24 protein-coding genes are annotated in these 25,034 nt (G+C 29.4%); 13 read left to right on the top strand and 11 right to left on the bottom strand.

The annotated features are described in order from the left end of the window. Positions 1-3 precede the first annotated feature (3 nt). Entirely contained in the window at positions 4-975 is a 972-nt protein-coding gene (priS, locus tag OTK55_RS03290) for a DNA primase catalytic subunit PriS (RefSeq protein ID WP_274870579.1), read from the bottom strand. Further along, positions 965-2,326: a DNA primase large subunit PriL gene (gene priL, locus OTK55_RS03285; RefSeq protein WP_274870578.1), complete on the bottom strand. Its 1,362-nt coding sequence runs from the start codon at positions 2,324-2,326 to the stop codon at positions 965-967. Before priL ends, priS begins: the two co-directional genes overlap by 11 nt. 315 nt (positions 2,327-2,641) lie before the next feature. Between priL and metG the strand changes: the two genes are divergently transcribed. The 4 genes from metG (at position 2,642) to OTK55_RS03265 (ending at position 7,740) form a co-directional block, all read left to right on the top strand. After that, entirely contained in the window at positions 2,642-4,684 is a 2,043-nt protein-coding gene (gene metG / locus OTK55_RS03280) for a methionine--tRNA ligase (RefSeq protein ID WP_274870577.1), read from the top strand. Next, positions 4,681-6,285 carry a DUF530 domain-containing protein gene (locus tag OTK55_RS03275; protein WP_274870575.1) on the top strand — a complete coding sequence of 535 codons (1,605 nt, stop codon included), beginning with the start codon at positions 4,681-4,683 and terminating at the stop codon, positions 6,283-6,285. The genes metG and OTK55_RS03275 overlap by 4 nt, the downstream gene beginning before the upstream one ends. A 12-nt stretch (positions 6,286-6,297) precedes the next feature. Continuing rightward, positions 6,298-6,783 carry a resolvase gene (locus OTK55_RS03270; protein WP_274870574.1) on the top strand — a complete coding sequence of 162 codons (486 nt, stop codon included), beginning with the start codon at positions 6,298-6,300 and terminating at the stop codon, positions 6,781-6,783. 75 nt (positions 6,784-6,858) lie between these two features. Further along, positions 6,859-7,740 carry an MraY family glycosyltransferase gene (locus tag OTK55_RS03265; RefSeq protein WP_274871753.1) on the top strand — a complete coding sequence of 294 codons (882 nt, stop codon included), beginning with the start codon at positions 6,859-6,861 and terminating at the stop codon, positions 7,738-7,740. A 24-nt stretch (positions 7,741-7,764) separates the two neighbouring features. Here OTK55_RS03265 and OTK55_RS03260 read toward each other — a convergent pair whose 3' ends face one another. Together OTK55_RS03260 and OTK55_RS03255 are read right to left on the bottom strand one after the other, a co-directional pair. Further along, positions 7,765-8,238: a class III signal peptide-containing protein gene (locus OTK55_RS03260; RefSeq protein ID WP_274870572.1), complete on the bottom strand. Its 474-nt coding sequence runs from the start codon at positions 8,236-8,238 to the stop codon at positions 7,765-7,767. Positions 8,239-8,282: 44 nt separating this feature from the next. Further along, positions 8,283-8,693 carry a hypothetical protein gene (locus OTK55_RS03255; protein WP_274870571.1) on the bottom strand — a complete coding sequence of 137 codons (411 nt, stop codon included), beginning with the start codon at positions 8,691-8,693 and terminating at the stop codon, positions 8,283-8,285. A gap of 121 nt (positions 8,694-8,814) precedes the next feature. On the opposite strand from OTK55_RS03255, the gene OTK55_RS03250 reads away from it, so the two are divergent. Further along, positions 8,815-9,360, top strand: coding sequence for a THUMP domain-containing protein (locus OTK55_RS03250; RefSeq protein ID WP_274870570.1), 546 nt, complete (start codon positions 8,815-8,817; stop codon positions 9,358-9,360). A 23-nt stretch (positions 9,361-9,383) separates the two neighbouring features. On the opposite strand, the gene OTK55_RS03245 is transcribed toward OTK55_RS03250, so the two are convergent. After that, entirely contained in the window at positions 9,384-10,598 is a 1,215-nt protein-coding gene (locus OTK55_RS03245) for an MnmC family methyltransferase (protein WP_274870569.1), read from the bottom strand. Positions 10,599-10,911: 313 nt separating this feature from the next. Between OTK55_RS03245 and OTK55_RS03240 the strand changes: the two genes are divergently transcribed. Beyond that, the gene (locus OTK55_RS03240) at positions 10,912-11,535 is read left to right on the top strand and encodes a hypothetical protein (RefSeq protein WP_274870567.1); all 624 of its coding nucleotides are present in this window, start codon (positions 10,912-10,914) and stop codon (positions 11,533-11,535) included. 227 nt (positions 11,536-11,762) lie between these two features. Then, a complete protein-coding gene (locus tag OTK55_RS03235) occupies positions 11,763-12,923 on the top strand; it encodes an NUDIX hydrolase (RefSeq protein ID WP_274870566.1) in 1,161 nt (386 codons plus the stop codon). Between the two features lie 58 nt (positions 12,924-12,981). Here the strand turns inward: OTK55_RS03235 and OTK55_RS03230 are convergent, their stop codons facing one another. From OTK55_RS03230 to OTK55_RS03210, 5 genes are all read right to left on the bottom strand, one after another. Next, positions 12,982-13,635 (bottom strand): exopolysaccharide biosynthesis protein, encoded by a 654-nt coding sequence (locus OTK55_RS03230; protein ID WP_274870565.1) that lies wholly within the window; start codon positions 13,633-13,635, stop codon positions 12,982-12,984. A gap of 120 nt (positions 13,636-13,755) precedes the next feature. Continuing rightward, the gene (gene pdxS, locus OTK55_RS03225) at positions 13,756-14,643 is read right to left on the bottom strand and encodes a pyridoxal 5'-phosphate synthase lyase subunit PdxS (protein ID WP_274870563.1); all 888 of its coding nucleotides are present in this window, start codon (positions 14,641-14,643) and stop codon (positions 13,756-13,758) included. 100 nt (positions 14,644-14,743) lie between these two features. Then, the gene (locus tag OTK55_RS03220) at positions 14,744-15,685 is read right to left on the bottom strand and encodes a carbohydrate kinase family protein (protein WP_274870562.1); all 942 of its coding nucleotides are present in this window, start codon (positions 15,683-15,685) and stop codon (positions 14,744-14,746) included. A 20-nt stretch (positions 15,686-15,705) separates the two neighbouring features. After that, the gene (locus OTK55_RS03215; RefSeq protein ID WP_274870561.1) at positions 15,706-16,590 is read right to left on the bottom strand and encodes a formylmethanofuran--tetrahydromethanopterin N-formyltransferase; all 885 of its coding nucleotides are present in this window, start codon (positions 16,588-16,590) and stop codon (positions 15,706-15,708) included. 8 nt (positions 16,591-16,598) lie between these two features. Then, a complete protein-coding gene (locus OTK55_RS03210) occupies positions 16,599-17,615 on the bottom strand; it encodes a hypothetical protein (protein ID WP_274870560.1) in 1,017 nt (338 codons plus the stop codon). A 118-nt stretch (positions 17,616-17,733) separates the two neighbouring features. Here OTK55_RS03210 and OTK55_RS03205 point away from each other — a divergent pair, with 118 nt between their 5' ends. From OTK55_RS03205 to OTK55_RS03180, 6 genes are all read left to right on the top strand, one after another. Then, a complete protein-coding gene (locus OTK55_RS03205; protein ID WP_274870558.1) occupies positions 17,734-18,168 on the top strand; it encodes a DUF1616 domain-containing protein in 435 nt (144 codons plus the stop codon). A gap of 226 nt (positions 18,169-18,394) precedes the next feature. Then, positions 18,395-19,342, top strand: a complete 948-nt coding sequence (locus OTK55_RS03200; protein ID WP_274870557.1) for a GDP-mannose 4,6-dehydratase — start codon at positions 18,395-18,397, stop codon at positions 19,340-19,342. 49 nt (positions 19,343-19,391) lie between these two features. Further along, a complete protein-coding gene (locus OTK55_RS03195; protein WP_274870555.1) occupies positions 19,392-20,690 on the top strand; it encodes a flippase in 1,299 nt (432 codons plus the stop codon). Positions 20,691-20,714: 24 nt separating this feature from the next. Further along, a complete protein-coding gene (gene glf, locus OTK55_RS03190) occupies positions 20,715-21,914 on the top strand; it encodes a UDP-galactopyranose mutase (protein WP_274870553.1) in 1,200 nt (399 codons plus the stop codon). A gap of 39 nt (positions 21,915-21,953) precedes the next feature. Then, the gene (locus OTK55_RS03185; protein ID WP_274870552.1) at positions 21,954-23,408 is read left to right on the top strand and encodes a flippase; all 1,455 of its coding nucleotides are present in this window, start codon (positions 21,954-21,956) and stop codon (positions 23,406-23,408) included. A 5-nt stretch (positions 23,409-23,413) separates the two neighbouring features. Then, a complete protein-coding gene (locus OTK55_RS03180) occupies positions 23,414-24,115 on the top strand; it encodes a glycosyltransferase family A protein (protein ID WP_274870550.1) in 702 nt (233 codons plus the stop codon). Here the strand turns inward: OTK55_RS03180 and OTK55_RS03175 are convergent. Beyond that, positions 24,112-24,852 (bottom strand): V4R domain-containing protein, encoded by a 741-nt coding sequence (locus OTK55_RS03175; protein WP_274870549.1) that lies wholly within the window; start codon positions 24,850-24,852, stop codon positions 24,112-24,114. The genes OTK55_RS03180 and OTK55_RS03175 overlap by 4 nt on opposite strands. Between the last annotated feature and the right edge of the window lie 182 nt (positions 24,853-25,034).

The following is a 25,034-nucleotide window of genomic DNA, read 5'->3' as shown; positions in this document are numbered from 1 at the left end:
ATTTTATTTACGGTCATATACAAATTGAGGTACTGCATCATCAAATGGGTCAAAAGTTTCAATATTTTTAATAAGTGTTGATTTCATACTTACTTTAGAGTGTAATGTAGATGGAAGACGTAATATACGTTTTAAGTCAATGGAAACTTTTGTATCTGTAATACCCATATTTACACGGGCAACAGCACTTATTAACCTTTTATATCTTATAGGACCAATGTTAACCCTAAATAATCCCCATGAATCTTCTTCAAGGAAATGTCTTTCCTTTAATACATCACGCAATAGTTTTTTATTTACATTATCTAGTTCTGAATCCTTTGTAAGATGAAGTATTGTGTATTTTGCCCATCTTGTGAAATTATATGGATAACCATAAGGTATGATGAAATGCTGTAAGTTATTAAATCCAAGATTATTTGTTAAATCTGGCTCTTTTGCACCTATAACATACTGTACAATTTGTCCTCTAAGGTCACTGGAAGCATCCATCACTTCCTCATCAAGCACTCTCACGTGATATCCTCTTCCAGAGTACACCATGTTAATATTATTAAGCCCGAAATCATCATTAAGAACATCTTTTATCATTAAAACAATGTCTTTTGCTTGATTTAAGCATTTATCACATACTTCTCCTTCTTTACAGTCACATGTTCTTATTGGTATATCCTTTGCATCTACATCAAAGACTAGTTCTGATTGTTGCCATCCTTTTCTCTGTTTTGGTTTTTCATAAAAAGCAACAGAACAATATGCTGCAAATGGTTGTTTTACTTTAATAAAACGTTTTAATCTTAGAGCATCTGGAAATGTTTTATATCTATCATTTGGTCCTTGACCATAATGATCAAATCCAAATTCTCTACTTGTTATTGAATCAATTATAAAGTCTGGAACATCTTTAACATTCCATTCCTCTTTATAGAATATTCTACGTTCATATTTTGATGCAGGTTTAAGTTCAATTTCCATTATTATTCACCTGCCCTTTGTTATTTTTATTATCTCGTTTCATTAGTTTTCGTTTACGATTATAGTATGTGAGGGGATTTCCTATTTTTTTACAGTCTACATTAGGCGTACATAAGCTTGGCATGTGTAATTTTATTTTTTCACAACTCATAGGAGTATACCATTGTGTTTCTCCCTCACTCTCTAATTTTAATTCTTCATGCATTCCAAAGCCTAATTTAGAGTTAATATTAATCTTTTCTTGAGGCTGGTCTTTAAATAATGGTGGACTACAAGCTTCTGCAGCATCATAAATCATAGGAATTACTTCATTATGTGTTATTTCTAGTGACGGATCTACATCAGATACTTTAACCGTGCCTTCCTGTGAGAATATTCCCGGATATAATCTTGCATATGAAATGAATGGTGTGAGAAATAGTACTATTGCATCATTACGTCCACCACTTTTTATTCCACGCATACATTTACGTACACATGGTGGAAATGCTTCCATTTCATATGTTACTGGCTGATTATCTGCGAAGATTGAACCTGCTTTACCACCATATCTTGCTTCCTGTGCTTTAAGTTGAATTTCTTTAAGGCTCTGTGATATGTCCTGCATTAATGGATTTGGTTCAACCATCCTTTTTGACATTTCAGATACTGTTTTAATGTAGTTTTTTGTATGTAACATTATTAAGCTTTTCAGTAGTCGTGATTTAAGTTCTACTCCACATGTTACTTCATACATTGTACGTGGGTCTCTATGTTCTATTAGGTTTCCATATTCTTCCATGAAGTCCTCGTATTCTATTATTACTCTACCATTAACTAATAATAGTTTATTAAGATCTAATTCTCCTTGTTCTAGTACTTCTTTTAGATTTACCCAGTATGTGTTGTTTGTATCTATTAGTTGGTTTAATGTTTTTCTCAGGAAGCTTTCCTGGAAGTCGTTAGGTTCTATCTTTATTTTTTCTAGTCTTTGATTGATAAGTTCTTTTTCCATGTCTATTACTTGTTTTGTCTCATGACTATCCGGACCGTATCCTATTGCTACTGCTTGACATAAAAGATAAAATGATACTACATCATATTCATAGATATCCGGATTAAAAAGGTATTCGTATCTTTTTTCATCAAATTTATCTGTTTTCCTGTAAAGATACCATTCATATTTACGTATTGCTAGTTGTTTTATTGTTTCTGGTATTTTTGCAGAACGGTCTAATATTTGTCCATGTGTGTGATTGATGATATTTATTAAATTAGCCTCTTGAGTGTCTAGTTTATCAATTTGTCCTAGTTTACTTACAATTTCTTTAGCATCACTGCTAAATGGATTTATAAATGAAGTCTTTATCATGATAATATAATATCTATAATCTATTGTAGTAATAATTATATACTGATTTTTTCACTTTAGGTGTTAAAAGTATTATCTAGTAAAATAAATAAATGATTAAAAACATATATAAATATTAATAATATCTTATTATCCTTAATTGGAATTAATTATATTTACTCTAAATAAAGAAATTAGATTAAATTAAAGAATAAGAGAAGAATAACGAGTTTATATAATAATTATACTTAAAAATTGATTATTGATTATTTTATTATAGAAATTACACATTATATTTAATAATAATGTAAAATGAAGTATGGAGAATTAAAAAAAATGAGTAAATTATTTATATCATGTGCATTACCATATGCAAATGGTCCTTGTCACTTAGGACATCTACGTTCTACCTATATTCCAGCAGACATCTATGCTAGATTTAATAGAATGAATGGCGTAGATACTGTAATGGTATGTTCTAGTGATGAACATGGGACACCTATTGCGGTAAGGGCTGAACAGGAAAATAAAGATCCTATAGATATAGCAACTTATTATCATAAAGTAATAGAAGATGACCTTAAAGCATGTAATATTTCACTCGATAGCTTTAGAAGAACTACCGATGAATTACATTATGAAATGGCACAAGACTTCTTCAAAACATTATATGATAAAGGATACATTTATGAAAAGAAGATTGACCAGTTATATTGTGATACATGTCAACGTAGTCTACCTGATAGATATGTTGAGGGAATATGTCCATATTGTGATAGTGAAGCAAGAGGAGATCAATGTGAAGTATGTGGACGTCATTTAAATCCTACAGAACTTAAAGAGCCTCATTGTTTAATATGTGATGGAACACCACATGTTCAACAATCAGAACAGTATTACTTTAAATTACATGAATTTGAAGAACCTCTCCGTGAATGGATATCTAACAATGACCATTTATCTTCTAATATTAAAAATTTTGCAAAAGAATGGATAAAAGATGGTTTAAAGGATTGGGTTATGACCCGTGATATGAATTGGGGAATTCCTGTACCTCTTGAAGGAGCAGAAGGTAAAGTATTATATGTATGGGCAGAAGCATTCGTAGGTTATCAATCATCAGCAGGTGCATGGGCAAAAGAACATGGACTGGATTGGAAGGAATACTGGGATGATAAAACTGTACACTTCATAGGAAAAGATATTATATATCATCATACCATTTTCTGGCCAAGTATGTTAATGGGACATGACTGGAAACTACCATACTCAGTAGTAGGTGGAGGATACCTTTCACTTGAAGGACAGAAAATGTCAACAAGTCGAGGATGGGTTATCTGGGTAAAAGATTTCCTAGAAAAATTTGATAGTGATTTACTCAGATATTACATGGTAATTAATGCACCCTTAAGCAAAGACACTGATTTCTCATGGGATGACTTCCAGAGAAGAATAAATAATGAATTAACAGACAATCTTGGTAACTTCATACACAGGACATTTACATTTACAAACAAATTCTTTGATGGTAAAATACCAGAACCTGGTAGATATGATGAAATAGACAAAGAATTTGAAGCAAAAATCAAAGCATTACCTGATACTGTAGCTGAAAAGATTGAAGAATTTGAATTCCGTGATGGATTACTGGAAATCATGACATTAACCAAAGAAGCAAATAAATACTTCAATGATAAAAAACCATGGAAAGGAGTTAAAGAAGATATAGAAAGTGCAAAAACATGCTTATATCTTTCCAACCAATTAGTACATGAATTAGCAGTAATATTAACCCCATACATACCTGAAAGTGCACAGAAAATAAGAGAAGTTCTAAGTATGCCTGTTGAGAATGTCAAGGGATTCACAGAATTTGATGAAAGAGGACCATTAGTAAAATGGGATGAATCAAAAGAATTCCTAGAACCAGGACATGAAATTAAAAAATCAAAACCTTTATTTAAGAAAATAGAGGATAAAGTAATAAAAGAAGAGAAAGACAAATTATATGCACTAGAACAGGCAGAAGAAGAAAAAGAAAAAGATAAGAAAGAGGAAAAAAATATGAGCGAACAAATATCAATAGATGAATTCGGAAAGGTACAATTAGTAGTAGGACAGGTAAAAGAAGCAGAAAGAATTGAAGGATCAGACAACCTATTAAAACTACAAGTAGACCTTGGAGATGAAATAAGACAAATTGTAGCAGGTCTTGCAAAGAAATATGCACCTGATGAAATAATTGACAGAAAAGTAATAGTAGTTGCAAACCTTAAACCAGCAAAACTATTCGGAGTACAATCCAATGGTATGTTACTAGCAACTGATAGCATGGAACTTTTAACAACAGAAGGAAATGTTGGTGAATATATAAAATGAGCGAACTCTTAGTGACACAGAGTGAGAAGTTTCTTAAAGAGATACAGCATAAACCCATAATAGCTGAATCCATTGAAGATTTTGATAGCTTTATAGAAATATACAGCTATCTTAAGAATAATCTTAACAAATTACAAGATCTTCGAAATAAAATGGAAATCAGAGGGTTTACTTCTCCTTATAGTGCTTTGAAAAGATATGGAAAAGGTAATAGTAATCAAGAAATTATTCCTGATGACGTCTATGACCAGTCAAGGCATGCTCAATATTTCCGTATTAAAGCATCAAATAAGAAGAATATTCTCGACCAGGTAAAATCTGCTATTGCATCACATAAGATAGCAATAGGTCACTTAGAAGAATACGCTGAAATCACATGTAAACAATGTGGACAGGAATATAAGACAAATACTCTTGAAAGTATTCTGAATTATGATGAAAACTTTGAAGTAACAAACTATGAATGTACATGTGGTTCACATGAATTCATATTTAATCCTAATAGTAATGGAATTTACCGTTTAGATATGATTAAATATCTTCCATTAGGCGGAGAATATCTTCTTAAACGATCACAGTTAAATAATTACAGCCTCGAGGCATACCGTAAAATAATTAAGGTTATGAAACAGGAAAAACGGGGACGTGTAAAAAGTATAACTGTAATTGCTAAAATAAAAGATGAAAGAACTGGTAAATGGAAAAGTAAAAAAATGAACATTGACTATGCTGACGAATCTAACTATGAGTTAGAACTTCGTAAAAGATATGGTCCAAATGTACGCATAGAATTACTTCAATTCCACTATAAAAAGCCATCATTAATAAATGATAAATATGTGCAAAATGCTCTTGCTATAGCATATCTACAATATTCAGAAAATATAGTAAATAAAAAACTTGATGATATTATTCCAAAACATATCCATAATATGGACAAAATAAAAACATATGACCGATTAGTTGAAGAAGCCCGTAAGGATGCTAATAGATTAGCACGTGGCGCTGAAGAACGTATGGATTTAGAGGAAGATTTAAAATACATTAAACTCAAAAAAGCTAATCTCATTAATGAAAATCATGAATTAGATCGTGAATTAAAATCAGATCTTAACAGACAGTCTGAAATAAAAAGACATTATTATATTGAGACACCACACACTCTTATTAGATGGGATATTTTTAAATATTATCTAACAACATCCGAAAATAGAAGGAATAATTATTCAGGACCATTCCCTAATCTTAGACCTACCCTTGATTATAATCAAATGAAAGTATTTGATGATGAATTTCCAAGAGACGTCGTTCAAATATTACAGGACGATGGTGAAAATATAGATGTTATTCCAAACATGAGGGATGTTATCCAATATAATTCTGAATTAGAAACTAAACGTAAAAATTTACATTTAAAATCAAATCATGCAGCTTATGGTGCTGTTGCTTTAAACAGTAAAACAACGTTATCACTAAATAGAGCTGCTGATTTACTATATGTTGATAAAAAAGAAGCTACTGATGCTAAAAAAACACTTCAAAAAATTGAAAAACCATCAACTAAGAAAGCTAAAAAATTCTTAGATATAATTAATAAGTAATGGTGAAGTATTATGAGTTCTAAAGTACATGTAGATAAACCATTGTCATCAAGATTAATTATTGAATTATTAAATGACAATCCCGATCTAGAAGAAATAGAATGCCCTCAAAGTTTATATGATAGAACCTCCGAAACATATATTGACGCATTAAACGAATTAGAGATAACAATATCCGTTATCGAAAACAGAGGAAGACCAAAAAAGTATGATGACTCTTTAAAAGAAAAAATAGATGAATTATTAGACTCAGGTCTTAATCCTAAAGCAATAGCAAACCGTTTACATATCAATGTTAAAACTGTTTATTATCTTAAAAATAAAAAACTTAAACAAGGCCCTAAATCAAAGTATTCTGATGAAACAAAAAAAGAAATAATTAAAATGAAAAATGAGGGAACTTCTGTAAAAAACATATCCTCAGCTCTAGATATACCTGTTAGAACTGTTTATTACATACTAGAACAGAATAAAAAAAATAAACAAGAAGGAGTGTAATTATTGATTCAAAGTGAGCTTCTCTTAATATCAGGTGGATGTGGATTAATAGCATTTCTTATTACTTTTGCTGTTATGCCTACATTAATCAGAAGACTGAAGAAAGCTAAAATTGTTGGAAAAGATATTCATAAGATATCTAAGCCAGAAGTAGCAGAAATGGGTGGTATTGGTATACTGTTCGGTTTTGCTATAGCCCTTATGGTTGGAGTGTATCTGTGTCCAGAATGGCAATCCCAGCTTACTATTTCACTGATAGTTATTCTATTAACTGGAATAATTGGTATGGTTGATGATTTAATAATGTTATCTTCTAAAGAGAAGCTGATATTATTATGGATTGCGGGTCTTCCAATAATGTGGGTTACTCCACCTAATGTTAGTATTATCTACATGTTAAGCATACCTATTGCTGTTTCAATTGCTTCAAATCTTACTAATATGTTAGCAGGACTTAATGGTATTGAAACGGGTCTTGGAGTAATTGCTTTAACATCACTTACACTTTCATGTATTATTATGAACAAGTATGACGTTGCAATTATTTCTTTTTCAATGTTAGGTGCACTTATAGCATTTTTATTCTACAATAAGTATCCTGCAAATGTTTTCCCGGGTGATGTTGGAACTTTAATTATTGGAGCCTGTATTGCTATTATTGCATTTATTGGTAGGGTTAAAATTATTGCTCTTATTGTTCTTATTCCTAATATTGTAGATGGTTTTCTTAAATTTAGAAGCGCTGGTGTTATGGAACGTCAAAACTTTAAGCCTACTCAGGTTAAGGAGAATGGAATACTAATTGCTCCTCCTGGTGGTTTTAATTCATTGATTAGATCAATACTTAAAAAACCTATGCGTGAGGAACAAGTTGTTCATATTATATGGGGTATTGGTTTATTTTTCGGATTATTAGGTATTATAATAGCTTATCTTGCTAGAGGCGCTATTATCTAATACATTTTCTATTTTTTATTTTTTTTATTTCCATATTACTGTTCTTGTTTTTATTATATAGTTATCTGATTCAGCAGGGTTGTAGTATTCGTTTTGTTTTTCTTTGTTGAATGTTTCGGTTATGCTTCTTCTTATATAGTAGTTAATTCTTGAGCCTATGTGATTTTTTTCTTGTACTGTTAGTGTCGTATCTGAGTGGGCATATGCTTGTAATTCTATGGTTTTATTGTCTTTTTCTATCATTTTAATTTGTATTATTTTTATATGTGTGCTTGTTAGTAGTTTTGGATAGTTGTCTTGGTAGTTGTTAAATGTATCATTGTAGTACATGGCGTATCCATTTTTATCCACCCCATTTTGTGCTCCTATTTGTGCTGATGCTTGTATTGTGTTTTTTTCTTGTTGAGTTATGCTCATGTTTATTGTGGTTATCAGTATTATGATTATCACGCCTACAAGTAACATGTATTCTGCTGTAATTTGTCCTTTATTATTCATGATATTTTTTTGTTATATTACGTTTATTATTAGTGTTATTTTAATTATTTTTGAGTTATCACTATAGTTTGGTTTATATTTTTAAATTCATATGTATTTCCAGGTGTTAAAATATAATTAGTATTTTTTAGTGCGTTTTTTGGTATAATATTTGATCTTGTTAATTGATAGTGGCTATTTATGTAGACTCCTGTTTTATTTATTTTTACTATATATGATTCTTTATTAATTTTATCTGGAAGCGTGTATGTTGTTGAGTACCCATTTTGATTTATATTAACATTATTTATTATCTCGCTTATTTGATTGGATATGATTCTTGCTTCTTTTCTGTTTTGTGTTTCATCTGCCATTTGAAATTCTGTGAATGTTATTGAAATTAGTAATGAACATAGTACTATTAATATAAAAAATACTATGATATATTCTAAGATTATTGTTCCTTTTTCTTCCATGTTTATAATTATATTATTAATTTAATATAAATTTTATAATAATAATATTTATATAATATAAAAAATAATATCTATTTGATAAATAATTATACAATGTATAATGGAGTGAGATTAAATAACTATGAGAATAAACAAACAAAAACAAAACGAAATGCTAGTAAAATTCAACCAAGTAACAACGCCACAGGAATTAGATGAAGAAATTTATCTGTTTGAAAAGAAAATGAATGAACAAGCATATAATTACTTCCTAAAAGAATCTGAAAATCCATTCATATTCATATTAGAATATCCAAAACCAGATGAATTAATAAAAGAAATTGAAATCAGGGATGATTTAAAGAATATTGTAGAGCTAGTACCAGTAGAATGTGTTCAAAGCAACATAAATTACATAACCTCAGCAATTATAAGAAAAATAAAACATAAAGTAGCCTACGATGATACATTCAATGTAACATACCATATCTACTCATTTTCAGTAACATTTGACAGAATAAAACTAGAAAAAAACTTAAAAACGAACATAGAAGAGCTAATAAATATACCTGTGAATAATAAAAATCCTATGTGGGATATACACGTATACCTACTAGGTGAATTAAGTGCTGTAAATATAATCAGGTCTAAAAGAAATAGAAATAAATATAGTCAATACAATAATTAATAAGGAATTAGAATGCAATTATTCTAATTCTCATTCATTTTTTCTAACATGTCCCTCAAATTATCTCTTAACTGAAGGATTTGATTTCTACTAGTTAATGAATCATCAATATCTAAAATATCCATTATTTTAGAATCATTTATAGCATCAAATCCCATACTTTGAACATAAGAATTAAGTTTATTACGTAGACGTTCATCTTCAATAGTCTCTGGGTCAAGACCTAAATAACGTGGAAGTTTATTAGATGCAGGGAAAACTGACACTCCTCTTATTTTTCCACGTATAGACCTACGTCTATCAATAATGGTGTGATAATCATCGTTTAAATCAGGATCCATAAATGGAACACCAACATCACTTAATGCAATTAATTTTTCATCAGAGAAACTTAAAGGTGATTCTATTAAATCTGGAGACCTAGAAGCAACAGTTCCCCCACTTCTATGGAATTCTGGTCCCTCACCAACTTCCAATCCAGCATCAACCATTGCACTTCTAACTGGGCTGGCAGCAGTATAGGTTAATATTAAAGCTGTAGGTGTTAATAGTTCTTTTAATTTATTAAAAAAGTCAACAGTATATAATTCAGGACATTTAGATGGGCTAAATGGGTCTAAAAATACAGCATCATATTCAACATTCATTATATTTTTAACATAAGTTCTAGCATCCATTACATGAATATTGAGTTTAATATTAGATGGTATATCACTTAATACTTTATTATAACGTAGATATCCTTTATCCATTAAGTAGGATTCAATGGTTTTTTTAACATATCCGTGTGATTCACAGATATTAGGAATAAATAAGGTGGTAGCTAATGTTTCAAGAGATGATTCAACCATGTCAATTTCAATTTCTGTATCAGAATCATTTAAATAATCAAGTACTGCTGATGCATTATATCCAATACCGCTGCAAATATCTAATATTCTTAAATAATTACTTGATTCTGATTTTTCTCTTAACTTGGAAGGTATTGCAAATTTTTTAAAAGCTTCTGTTCTTGCTCCAAATGTACTATGTAATGTTTCTGGATCGTTTTCATCACGTGAACCGGATGTTAATGTATATGAACCGTCCTCAGTTCTAATTAAAAAACCTGCTATTTCATCACTGTATAAATTTCTCGCATCTTTATGACCACTTAATTCTAATTCAAAAACTTCATGAATCAAATCTTTTATTTGATTAGAAACTTCCATTTTTGGATTTTCGTCATTAATTCCCATTGAATACACCTTGCACTGATTATAATAAGATATATCTTATTTAATGTATAATTTAGCAAAATTAAAAAAAATAAACTTCACTAATCGTCCTTATCATGATTAATTAATACATGATTAATTTACTCTAATATTATTAATATTTATATTATGCAATATTAAAACTTTACAACTATAATTCATGAGTTTACATGACCATCATTTTAATAAAAGGATTAACCGAAGATTTTACACATAAAGAAAAATATAGTATAATTTAATATAAATTGAAAAAGAAAAACATTGATAAGATAAAAAAAATAATCTAGGTGATAAAATGAATAATAAGGTTATAGGAGCTCTTATTGTTATAGCAATAATCTTAATAATAGGAATTCCACAATACCAATCATACCAGGACCAACTATTGTCAGAGCATTTCAATGAGACTTTACAGAATGCTAGTAGTATTGAGTCTAGTATTTCAACCACAACGCAACAATTCAATAACCAAAACAGTACAGATGTGGATGTGCTTATGAATACCATAAACAATGACATAACACCTAAATATTCCGAGGAACTACTACGGCTAAATGAAACGGGTGCTGTTACTAATAATGATACTGAAAAAAAATACATAGATTTACAAATAAAAAGAGTAGAACTACAATCTAAAAACCTAAATGCAACAGTTACTACATTAAATGCAGTATCACAATATGTCAAAGGTGAAAAAACAAATGAAGACGCACAAAATGCAATAAACAGAGCCAATGATGATGCAACTAGCTCAAATAATGAATTAAATCAGACATACAATGACATAAAAACATTACTCGCCCAAAACCCAGATTTAAATAAAAAAGTACATGATTTAAATCTAGACCCAGCATTCTATGGTGAACCTAGCACACAGGCACAAGCACAAAACGTGAATAATACAACTACAACACAATAATTCTCCCTCCACCTATTTTTTTTAAAATTAAACGGAAACTTAATTTTTTATAAAGTTGTACTATATATCCACTCTAATTAAGTTTAAAATAAAAAGAAAACTAGTTATTTTTATGAATTTAGTAATAATACTAAAATAATAATATCAAGTAATGACATAAATTATATTAGTATATACTAACGCATGAACTAACTAAAAATTGATAATTTCATAGGATGTTTAATAAAATGAACACATTTAATATGCATGTTAAAACTATTATACGTAGTGAACACGGTAAAATACTATTACTAAAACAAAAACGTATGGATAAAAAAGCACGTTGGGATTTACCAGGAGCACCACTAACAGAAGATCAAAGTTTTGATGAAACAGTACTTACTAATATCCAGAAAGAAATAGGATACTACACATACCCCGGTAAAATACTTGGTGTAACTAGCTACCAAAAACATGACAAAAAAGACTTATATGTCATTATGGATAGTGTAATCCTAAATGGAGAATTACTTCTCTCAAAAAAATATGATAACTATAGCTGGATTGATCTTAACAGAATAACAGATTATCCTCTTGATCCATGGTTAAACAACTACATAAAAACAACAAATAATCCATTTAATGATGTAGAAATAGAAATAGAAGATTTAAACGATAAAGAAGAAAGAAGACATGAAGTCATACAAGAAGACATACTAAGTGGCTATAATCCATTCCACAATGACGCTCATGAGCCAAAAAAAGAAAATAATGGTAATACATTATCAATGCTAAAAGATACAATACTCAGAACATTCCATCCAAAAGAAGCAAAAGTCACAAAAACAGAACCAAAAAACAACCTATTTTCTGACGAAAAATCAGGCCACATGAATCTCAATAACAAATTCAATCTAAAATTACATCACAACCAATCCCAAAACAAAGAAACTAACGATACCGAAAATATAACAATTGACCATGGAGATAATGAGAATATTACTGTAGAACATGAAGAAGTAGTTCCAGTAAATACCGATGACATAGTGTTAGACTCAGATGAATTATTCACGGATTTAGAAAAATCAACAAGAAATACCAAAAACAAAACAGTGAAAACAAAACAGGTAGCTAGTACTCCTAAAAAAAATACAAATAAAAAACCAGAGAAAAAATACTTTGATATGAATGTGAACCGTGCACAGAACATGAAAAATGATGTTAAAGTCATACGGGAAGATGCTAAAGTTCCTCATGTTAGAAAAGAAAAAGAAAATGAGGAAAAACTAAGTTTTAACTCTGAAAACATAAACAGACGCAACTGGAAACAAAAATTAAATGACTTTAATAGGACAGATGCTAATAAACGTAAAAAAAGAGTTCCACACCCAAAAGGTAAAAAAAGATAAAGGAATCCATTTATATTTTATTTTAATTAAACATCCTCATACTACCTAATTTCTTTTTTTAAATTATATTATTTAAGATTGTAATATTATAATGATTTAAAACTGTATTTGCTAATTCTAATCCAGTGTAACTCACAGACAAGAAATAAGTTATACCTGCTAAAGTAATTAAATATCCCACTATCATTAAATATGTATCTTCTTCTAGATTACTTACTGATAATACAAGTATTGCAAGTGCAGGACAAAAATCTGTTAATGGTATTGGTATCGGTAAGAATAAAAAGAATGCTAATAGAAAGATAACTGCTGAATTAAATTTTAAAATATATGTGTTATTAACAAGATTTCCCCTTGGTTTAGCTATCCGTTCTATAAATTTTAATGCCTTATACAATACATTGAATATTTTATCAAATGATTCAGGGGATATTTCATAATTTTCAACACTTTTTGGAAGATAAATCTTTTTATTAAGTAAGCTTGATAAAGCAAGTAACATGATCATTATCCCAAATGGTGTACTACTTCCTGGTATAGATACAGGTATGATAAAAGGAGCTACTAATATAATAACTAATAAATAAATTCCCTCACTTAATAGATTATCAAGTAATATTCTTATTGTGACGTTTTCTTTTGGAAGAGTTTTTCTGATTTCTTCGAGTTTTTTAGATGTTTTCAAAGTTTCAGTATTAGAATTGGAATTCATTTATTCACCAATATTCTTCAGTATTAGTCTATATGATACATACTACTATAAATATTAAAAAAAACAGTATTAGAATAAATTTACTATAAATCTAAATATAAAAAAAATAGTTTAGAGGAATTATATGTAGTTTCCTCTGTTTTGTAATCTTTGTTCTTCAGGTATTTCATTAATATCAATACCAGGCATTGCTTCACCTAAATCTGTGGATACTTCTGCAATTAAATCAGCATCTTCATAGTGTGCTGTTGCTTCAACTACAGCTTTTGCAACTAATTCTGGGTTTTCTGATTTGAATATACCTGAACCTACAAATACTCCATCAGCTCCTAATTGCATCATTAATGCTGCATCTGCTGGTGTTGCTATTCCTCCTGCTGAAAAGTTTACTACTGGAATTCTTCCTTTTTCTGCTGTGAGTTTTACTAAATCTCTTGGTGCATCTATTTCACGAGCTACTTGCCATAATTCTTCTTCTGTTTTGTTTTCTATTTCTCTTATAGCTCCTTTAATAGCTCTCATATGTCTTACTGCTTCTACAACATTACCAGTACCTGCTTCACCTTTAGTTCTGATCATTGCTGCTCCTTCATCAATTCTTCTTAGTGCTTCACCAAGGTTTCTTGCTCCACATACAAATGGTATAGTGAATTTTTCTTTGTCTATATGGAAGTCTTCATCTGCTTGTGTTAGTACTTCACTTTCATCAATCATGTCTACTCCTAATGATTGTAGTACTTGTGCTTCTACAAAGTGTCCGATTCTTACTTTTGCCATTACAGGTATGTCTACAGCATCCATAATTTCTATTACTTTGGAAGGATCAGCCATTCTTGCTACTCCACCAGCTTTTCTTATGTCTGAAGGTACTCTTTCTAAAGCCATTACTGATACAGCACCAGCATCTTCAGCTATTGCTGCTTGTTCAGCATTTACTACATCCATAATTACTCCGCCTTTTGTCATTTTAGCGAATCCTTCTTTTAATACTTTTGTTCCGTGTAACATTTTCAGTCTCCTTTTTTTATTATAATTTTTGATTAGTCTTATATGAATATTAGAGTATATAATAAATTAAATTATTTATAACACTAATTATATTTTGTTCTTATTGATTTTTAAAATTTTGTATTATTTGATTTAAATTAATATCTTTTATATATGGTATTGATTCTGTTGCTCCAGGTTTTATAGTGGATTGTGCTGCAATATAACTTCCAATTATACCAGAATCTTCAAGGGAATAATTATTTAGTATTCCATAAAGGAATCCTGCATTGTATGCATCACCAGCACCTGTTGTATCCACTGTATCCACTTTAAATATTCCAACATTATATTCTTCATTACCTTTACGAATATATGACCCCTCTGTTGATCTTTTTACTACTAGAATATCTACTTGTGGTGCAATAATATCTACTGCTTCTTTTAATGTATCTTTACCTGTTGTCATTAATAATTCTGTTTCATTGATAAGTAAGATATCTGTGTATGATATCAGTTTATCCATGAATTCTTTTCCTCGGTTTACATACAGCATTCCAGGGTCAAATGAAATTATTATGTCATCAGGTAGTTCTTCTAATAATTCCATTTGTGTATTTATTGATGGATCTTCAGGATTTAATCCTACAAATGAGGTTAAATGTAATATTTTAGTATTTTTAATGTAATCCCTGTTTATTTCATCGTTAGATATTTTGTCATTAACTTTAGGTGTTACGTATAGTTTACGATCCCCTGTGTTATCTACAAAACCTATTACTTCTCCTGTTTCTCCTTCTTCTACTATTAAGTGGTCTGTATTAACATTATTATCTTCGAGGTATTGTTTCATTAATTTTCCATTAGAATCAGTACCTACTTTTCCAATATATCCAGTGTTTAATCCTAGTTTTGATATTCCTATTATAGTATTTGATGCAGAACCACCACATGCCTTTGTTTCATTATTTATGTATGTTTCTCCATCTGATGGTGCAAACTCGTTTACATGACATAATCTGTCTATATTTAATGCACCCCATCCAATTATATCAAAGTTCATCTTTGTTTCAACTCTAAAATTTAATCTAATACATCTTTTAGATGGAATTTATATTTACCAAGATCTCCACCATAATTACCTGCAGATACTTTTATTACACCATCAACACCATTTAATGCTTCTATTCCTTTTTTTAATGATTCTTCAGCATTTTCTAGGGTTAATGCATCGATTACTATTTCAGGTATATAGTTTACTCCATCTTCTACCTTAGATTCATCTCCAATTTTATCTTTGAGTGATGGACAATATGGATGGTTTGTTGTTGGACCTATTTCAGGATAATTTGTTTCTACTTTTGATCCTGCTGAGCATATGTCAAATGGCGTACATATTCCATCAACTTCTGCTAGTGCATCTAGTGCTTTATATCCTGCTTCTAATACTGCTTCTTTAGTACTACAATAATACCAGAAGTTTACACCCATTATTCCTTCCATTGCTCCTAATTTTTGTTCTATGTAGAAGTCTGGTACACAAATAGGTACATGAATCATTGTTCTGCCATATAATTCCTCTGTCCATTCATATCCATCTCCACAGTGTCCTACATGTTCTGTTGTGTCTATGTAATCAAATGGGTCTATTGATGCATCAAATATTTTAACGAATGGTTTTACTAGTATATCTTGTCTTATCCTGAATGATAATTCTTTATCAAATTTATCAAGATTTTTTGTATTATACCAGAATTGGATGATTACTCCTGGCCTGTTATCTGGTGTTTCGCTTTTATCAACAAATTTTTCTACTCCAGATTCTGTTCTTCCTATTACCGTTCCAGGTGTTGCTGTAGCATCATTTGCTATTTTTTGTATTGTTATATCATCTTCTGCTGTGACAAGCATTCTTACACATGTTCCAGTAAATGCTTCACAATATGTATCTTCTATTTCAAAATCCATTCTAATCACTATCCTAAATTTCCTATTCTTTTTCCACGTACTTTATCACGTGTTATTTTACTTTTATTAGTTAATTCTTCTATATTATCTTCATTTATTACATCAATTGATGGTTTACTAAGTAGTAATTCTTGTGTGATTTCATTATTATTTGAAGAGTTTAGAATTGCTTCCAATGGTTCTTCATTGTATTCATTTATAAAATCATATACTCCTTCTGTTCCCTTATTATTGAATATATCAGCTATTACTGCTAATATTAAATTATTTGTTGAAGCAATTGCAATTGAAGCAGATTTTATTGAGTGATTATTTCCATTAAATGATATACTTAAACCATTGTTATCTTTTGCATATTCCAGAGCCTCTTTATCAGTTATACTGTCTCCACTATACATCAGACCTTCTGGTTGATAATTATTTTTCTCAATAATATCTAGAATTGCATCTCTTTTACCTATTCCACCAACAGGTTTTACTGATTCTACCAGTTTATTGATTTCCATTTTAGATATTACGTCATTGAAGAGTCTATCAATATTCTCAAAACTAGAATCAAATAATATATTATTATGAATATCTATGAGTTTATCTTGTTCTTCCTCATTTAATTCATATTTATCTAATTCCAGCTTTGTGGAATATGTATTCTCATACTTAAATCCTGTTTTATCAGATAATGCTTTAATATACTGATTATAACTTGTACTTACAATATAAAAAGGCATGATGTCTTGAACATATTTAATCATGGAATATGCTCCGTCAATCATGAGAATATTATCTTCAGAGAATTCTATCAAATCATTTTCTGTTAAACCATGTGCTTTGAAAAATGGCAATATAAGTTTTAATGTACTGCCTGCAAGATATCCTTCAGTATTACGTTCTACTAACATGTCATCATAATTACTTAGTATACTGAAAAAATCTCCACCTTCTGGAAGAAAATAATCTGATATCTCATATGCATTATCATTAACAGATAATGGTCCTTCACAGTCGGTTACATAAAATTTATCCATTATATGAACTCCTACTATTAATCATGAATAAGTAATCTTTTATATTCTATAAATATCTATATTATAAGATACATATTAAATTATAATTAGTTTTTAGATAAGAATTGGGAGGTGAATTATGAGATTAATAGATAAGGTTATTAAAGGTATATTAGTGACTATCCTTATAATAGCAATAATATCAGTTATTTATTTAGTTGTAATTCACAATCCAGGTGAAGGATATACTGAATTCTATATGTTAGACCACCATAATAACACAACAGATTATCCAACTAGCATTCCACAGTATTCTATTCAGAAGATTAATATTGGTATAAAAAATGAGGAACATCAGGACATGAATTATACTGTGAAAATCAAGAGTCATAATGATACTATTACAAAGTATAATAGAACTTTGAAAAATAATGAGGAGAGTATTACTCCATACTATATTGATAGAACTAGCTATATCGGTGCTAATCAGGAATTAGATGTGGAATTATATAAAGGAAATGATAGTAATCCTTATAGAACTTTAAAACTGTTATACAATGTGACAGCAAACTAAAATTCCTGTTTAATTTCAAAAATCATCATACGGTAAATAAGAATATAAAAAAACATTAAATAACAGACAAAATATAATATTATATTCATAATTAAATAAACAACCATATTATAGAATAAATATATATTAAATATAGAAATTTTAATGAAACATGACTATATAAACTATTTAGAAAAAGATTTAGTCGAAAACAATAATATTTTCCAATAAAATAGAGGTTAAATAAATGAAAGATACAAGATGCATAGTTACAGGAGGAGCTGGTTTCATTGGCTCACATATTACAGAAACATTACTAAATAATAACGTATCTAAAGTAACAATTATAGATAATATGTCTACGGGAAAAGTAGAAAATCTTAAAGACTTAGATCATGACAGAATAGAATTAATCTGTGGGGATATTAGAAGTTTAGATTTACAGCCTATATTTGAGAATCATGACTATGTATTTCACGAAGCAGCACTTATAAGTGTACCAGAGAGTGTTGAAAAACCAACTGAAACAAATAAAACTAATATTGATGGATCATTTAACGTACTTAAAGCTGCTTGTAAAACAAATGTTAAAAAAGTAGTATCCGCTTCATCAGCAGCAGTTTATGGTGAAACAGATGTTCTTCCAAATGTAGAAACACTGCCCCTACAACCATTATCACCCTATGCTGTTTCAAAAGCACTGCTTGAATTATACTCCTACACATTTACAAACACATATAATCTTCCAACTGCCTGTCTAAGATACTTTAACGTATTTGGACCTAGACAAAGTGTAGGTTCACCATATAGTGGTGTTATTCCAAAATTCATCAAAGCATTACTGAATAAGGAACAACCTATAATATATGGTGATGGAGAACAAACACGTGATTTCATATACGTAAAAAACATCGCAAAAGCAAACTATGAAGTAGCAAAAAGTAATGCAACAGGAGTATATAACATTGCTCATGGAAAAACAACATCTATTAATGAATTACTTGAAATTATTTGTGAAATAATGGATTGTGACTTCAACCCAGTTTATAAACCTGTGCGTAATGGTGATATTAGAAACTCCGTTGCGGATATTAGTAAAGCACAGGAAGCATTTGGATTTGAAAGTGAACATGACTTCAAAAAAGAGCTGAAGGAAACTATTAATTTTTATGTGAATGAATTTGAAAAAGAATAAATAGGATTTAAATCCTATTTTATTTGTTATTGTTTCTAATGGTGATATAATGATTTCAAGAATAAAAAGTCTATTTAAGAAAAAGGAATATAAGAGAATTCTTGAAAACATGGTATCCTTAACAGGACTTCAATTTGCAAGTTATATTTTACCATTAATAACACTTCCCTATTTAACAATGGTGTTGGGACCAGATAAATTCGGTTTAACCCAATATGCAATATCACTAATTACTTATTTTGAATATTTAACTGATTATGGATTTAATTTATCAGCAACAAGAGAACTAGCTCTGTATCGTACTGATAAAGATAAAGTGTCGGAAATTTTTAATTCTGTGATGTTTATTAAGGTATGCCTATGTATATTAAGCTTTCTAATATTATATGCTATAATAACATTCATTCCTAAATTTAGTGCTGATGCTGATGTATACCTATTAACTTTTGGTATGGTTATTGGATATATGCTCTTTCCAACATGGCTATTTCAGGGAATGGAGTATATGAAGTATACTAGTATTCTTAATATTATCGGAAAAGTAATATTCACCGTGCTTATATTTGTATTTGTACATAATACATCAGATTATTTATTAGTACCTGTGATAAACTCTCTAGGATTTATCATAGTGGGTGTTCTTGGAATATATGTAGCTTTAACAAGATTTGATATTAATATAAAACTACCATCTATAAGTAATATTAAGTATCAGCTAAAGGAAGGATGGCATGTATTCATATCTACAATATCTATAAATATGTACACAACCACTAACACATTCCTATTAGGTTTATTAACAAACAATACCCTCGTAGGATATTATAGTATTGCAGAGAAGATAGTATTAGCTGTGAATGGATTATTAAATCCTATATCACAGGCATTATATCCATTTATTAGCCGTGAAGTAGCAAGTGATAAAAAAACAAGTATCGAATTCATACGTAAGATAACAAAAATAATGGCTATAGTGGGAATAGTACTATCTGTTGGATTATTTGTATTTGCAGATCTTATAATTTCAATACTATTTGGAGAGGCATATCATAATTCAATTATATTACTGAGAATATTATCAGTTCTACCATTCGTAGTTAGTTTAAGTACAATATTCGGTATAGAAACCATGTTAACATTCAACTATAAAAAAGCATTCACAACAATAGTAATGCTCGGAGGCATACTTGACATTATACTTGGAATAATACTTATAACATTAATGAAAGAGATAGGAATAGCAATTTCATTCGCAATAACGGAAACCTTCATAACCATTGCAATGTTCATATTCCTACAGAAAAAGGGAATAAAAATAATTGATAAATCATTAAAAGACATTATTTAAATAAATTAAGGGAGGATAAATATTTTGGCATATGACTTTATAATAGTAGGTGCAGGGATAGCAGGGCTTACTGTAGCAGAACAAGTAGCAAACAGACTTAATAAAAAAGTACTATTAATCGATAAACGAGACCATATAGGTGGAAATTGTTATGATTACTATAATGAGGAGGGAATACTAGTTCATAAATATGGACCACACATTTTCCACACAGACAGCATCAAAGTATACAAATATTTATCCAGATTTACTAATTGGAACATATATAACCATAAAGTAGTTGGAAAAATTGATGGAGATTATGTTCCCTTACCATTTAATCTTATCAGTATAGATAAGTGTATGCCAGAGGAATCAGAAGATATAAAAACAGCATTACTAGAAAAATATAATGTTAATGATAAGATTCCTATTCATGAATTAAAAAAATCAGACGACCCTAATATTGAAAAACTTGCAGACTACCTGTATAATGAAATATATCTTAATTATACATTAAATCAGTGGGGCTATCGTCCAGAGGAACTTGACTCAGCAATTATGGAGCAACTACCCTTACATTTATCATATGATTGCAGGTATTATCAGGACATCTATCAAGGCGTACCAACAAATGGTTACGCTCAAATGTTTCAAAATATGATATCTAATCATAACATTAACATACTACTTGAAAAGGATTATCATGACGTATTAAATATTGATTTTGAAAATAAAAAAATATATTATCATGATGAGGAATTCAAGGGACAAGTAATATTCACCGGCATGATTGATGAATTCTTTAACTTCATATACGGCCGTTTACCGTACAGGTCATTAATTTTAATGGATGAAACTGTTGACAGACCACACTTCCAGGATAATGCTACAATAAACTATCCTAATGAGTACCATTTTACAAGAATAACAGAATACAAGTATATAACTGGACAACAATCATTTAAGTCAGCTGTTCAATTTGAATTTCCTATAGACTATAATCCAAACTATCCTGAAAGTAATATCCCCTACTATCCGATACCACGCGAAGAAAACCAGGAATTATATGAAAGATATCTTGAATTATCAGAAAAATTCCCTCAGGTATCATTCATTGGAAGGTTAGCTCAGTACAAAAACTTAAATATGGACCAAGTTGTCAAAGAAGCATTAGAACTTGTTGAAACTAAATTTTTAAAAGAAGATACAATCCCTGATGAAACTATAAAATATATATCCTAATAACTATAAAAGAAATTGTAATTAAAAGAAGGTTAAATAATGAATACTGTTAGAACATTAGCGAAAAACACGAGCGTATTATTCCTATCACAAATGATAGGTTATGTTCTAGCATTTTTTTATACATTATATTCAGCCAGATACCTTGGAACAACTAATTTTGGTATAATTTCATTTGCAACAGCAATATCAGGATTATTTGCTATTTTCACAGATCTCGGATTATCAACATTAACAATACGAGAAGTTGCGCGAGATAAAAGTAGAACATATAAATATCTTGGAAATCATGGAACTATAAAACTAATTTTATCAATAATTACAATGATAGTTCTAGTAACCTTTGTAAACATAGGTGTTTTTAATGATACTACAAAATATGTTGTATATCTGATAGGATCATCTGTTATTATTGATGCATTTAGTGGAACATTCACATCCATGTTCCGAGCATATGAACAAATGGAATATCAGTCCATAGCAGAAATCATCAATGCTGTAACCATGTTTATTGGTGTTATGATTTGTGTATTTACAAAACAGTCTGTAATAGCAGTTGCAATGGTATATCTTATATCAACAGTAATAGTTTTAATATATGACTTTGCAATGTGTAGTAAAAATTATGGATTAATACACTTCCAGGCAGACTTTAAATTCTGGAAATATTTAATATATAATGCATTTCCACTAGCAATAACAAGTATATTCGCTTTAATATCATTTAAAATGAATACAATTCTATTAAATATGTTAACTACAAGTGCTGTTGTAGGGGAATATACTGCTGCTTTCAATTTAATGCAGGCACTAATCTTTATACCAACAGTATACTCAACTGCAGTTCTACCATTGTTCTCAAAATTCTATGTTGACAATCCAGAAATGCTTAATTATACGTACAAAAAATCATTAAAATATCTTTCAATACTTAGTATACCTATAGCAATGGGAACAACAATACTTGCAGATAAGATTATATTATTTATCTATGGACCAGCTTATGTGAACACTATACCAATACTTGAATTAATAATATGGGCACTACCTGCAATATTCTTAAGTTATATTTTAGGTACTAGTATTGCTTCAATAAATAAGCAACATGAAACTATGAAAGCTACATTTATCTGTTTACTATTCAGTACAATAGGAAACTTCATATTAATTAAGTTATTTGGTGGTGTTGGTGCTGCAATGATTACTGTTCTTAATGAGGTAAGTATGGTTATATTCTATATTTATATAATGCATAAATATGGATACTCAGTACCATTAAGAGAAATAATCATAAAACCACTCATTGCTAGTATAGTTATGGGAGCTGTAATCCATGTACTAAACTTAGACCTATTCGTCAGCATCATAATTGGAGTAATAGTATATTTTGCTATGATATTCCTTCTTAGAACATTTAATGATGAAGATATCTCAATAATAAAACAATTACTACCTGCAAAGGTTAATGAGAAACTAGATAAGCTAGGACGATGAAATCCATGATTAGTATTATATGTGTGTACAATAATAAGGAAATACTTGATAAATACTTAATAAAAAGCCTTGAAAACCAGGATGAAGATTATGAACTAGTACTTGTAGATAACAGAGAACAATTATTTACAAGTGCTGCTTCCGCTTTAAATTACGGGGCTAGTAAGGCTAATGGTGATTATTTTGTATTTAGTCATCAGGATATATATTTCTCAGAGGAGTGGATAAAAGATACTGTTAAACAATTGGAAGCTCTGGATAATATGGGTATTGCTGGTGTTGCTGGTAAAACTACTGATAGTCTTGTTCGGGGAAATATTAGACAGGGAATTAATCCTGTCGATTTAACACAGTTTAAGATTAATAAACCCGAGCTTGCCAGTACACTTGATGAGTGTTTATTTATCATACCTAGAACTATCTTCAATAAATACCCATTGGATGAAAAGCAGTGTCCTGATTGGCATTTATATTGTGTGGATTATGTTTATAATATTAAAAATGAGGGTTATAATGCTTATCTTATTCCATCAAAATTAGATCATCGTTCAAAGGGTGCTTCAATGTCTGAATCATATTACAAGACATTACCTAATTTACAAAAAAAGTATAAAAAAGAGAAATTAATCCGTACATGTATGGGAGACTGGTTTACATTTGTTCCTATTAGAATCCAGAGACTAATTAAAAAATATAAAAAATACTAGTAGTCTATGATGAAAGTACAGCAATCATCATATTTTGAAGTACATTCTACTTCATCTACTTGAACTTCTTTTTCAAAGTGTTTTTCAAAGATACCTTTTAGTATTCCTTTTGTTATGTTACATGTTGGAATATTATATTGTAGTTTGAAACATTCATGACACCCAGTATTTTTTATTATTATTGATGGTTCAATACTACTTATTTTTATTTTTCCTAAATTTAATTGTTCAAATTTATTTTTTACTAATTCTATTAAATCATCTATAGTTTCATAATCAAAAGTACTGTATATTTTTTCGCCTATACGTTGTCCTGTTGATACTTCTAGAGGTTCTACTTGTAATCCATGAATTAATAAGATTGACTTGAATTGTCTGAGTATTTCAATGTATAATTGATCCTGTGATTCGAGGTCAGACTCTGTTTCTGGTAATTTGTAGATTATCTTGTCTGGATATATTTCTCCAATGTAATCTGCAATGATGTAAAATAATTTACTTCTCCTATCTAGTGGATGGGATTTGAAACTTATTATTCCCTCGTCAATCAAATTTTTTAAGTGTACAGATATTGTTGATTTGGATTTTCCTGTTTCTTTTACTATGTCAGCTTCGCTTATTTCTCCCTCTAATAAGTTAAGTATTTGTATTTTTATAGGACTATCTACTATTTTTATTCCCTTATTCGTAGAATAGATTTTAATCTTTGTAGTATTATAATAATTTATAGGAATCATGATTACTGTTATATCTTAAAGATAATATAAATGTTATTATAATAAGTTAAGGAAATTATACGATTTATACGTAAAATGGATTTAAATTAAAAATTATTTTAAAATAGAATATTCAGATTATTTTTTGTAATAATAAGAGTTTTGAAATAATATTTTTTTTATAATTAATTAATAAAAAGTTT

Source organism: Candidatus Methanosphaera massiliense (genome assembly GCF_028890305.1).
Classification (GTDB): Archaea; Methanobacteriota; Methanobacteria; order Methanobacteriales; family Methanobacteriaceae; genus Methanosphaera; species Methanosphaera massiliense.
Note: the sequence above shows the minus strand (reverse complement) of the source record. Positions and strands in the feature narration are given on the sequence as shown.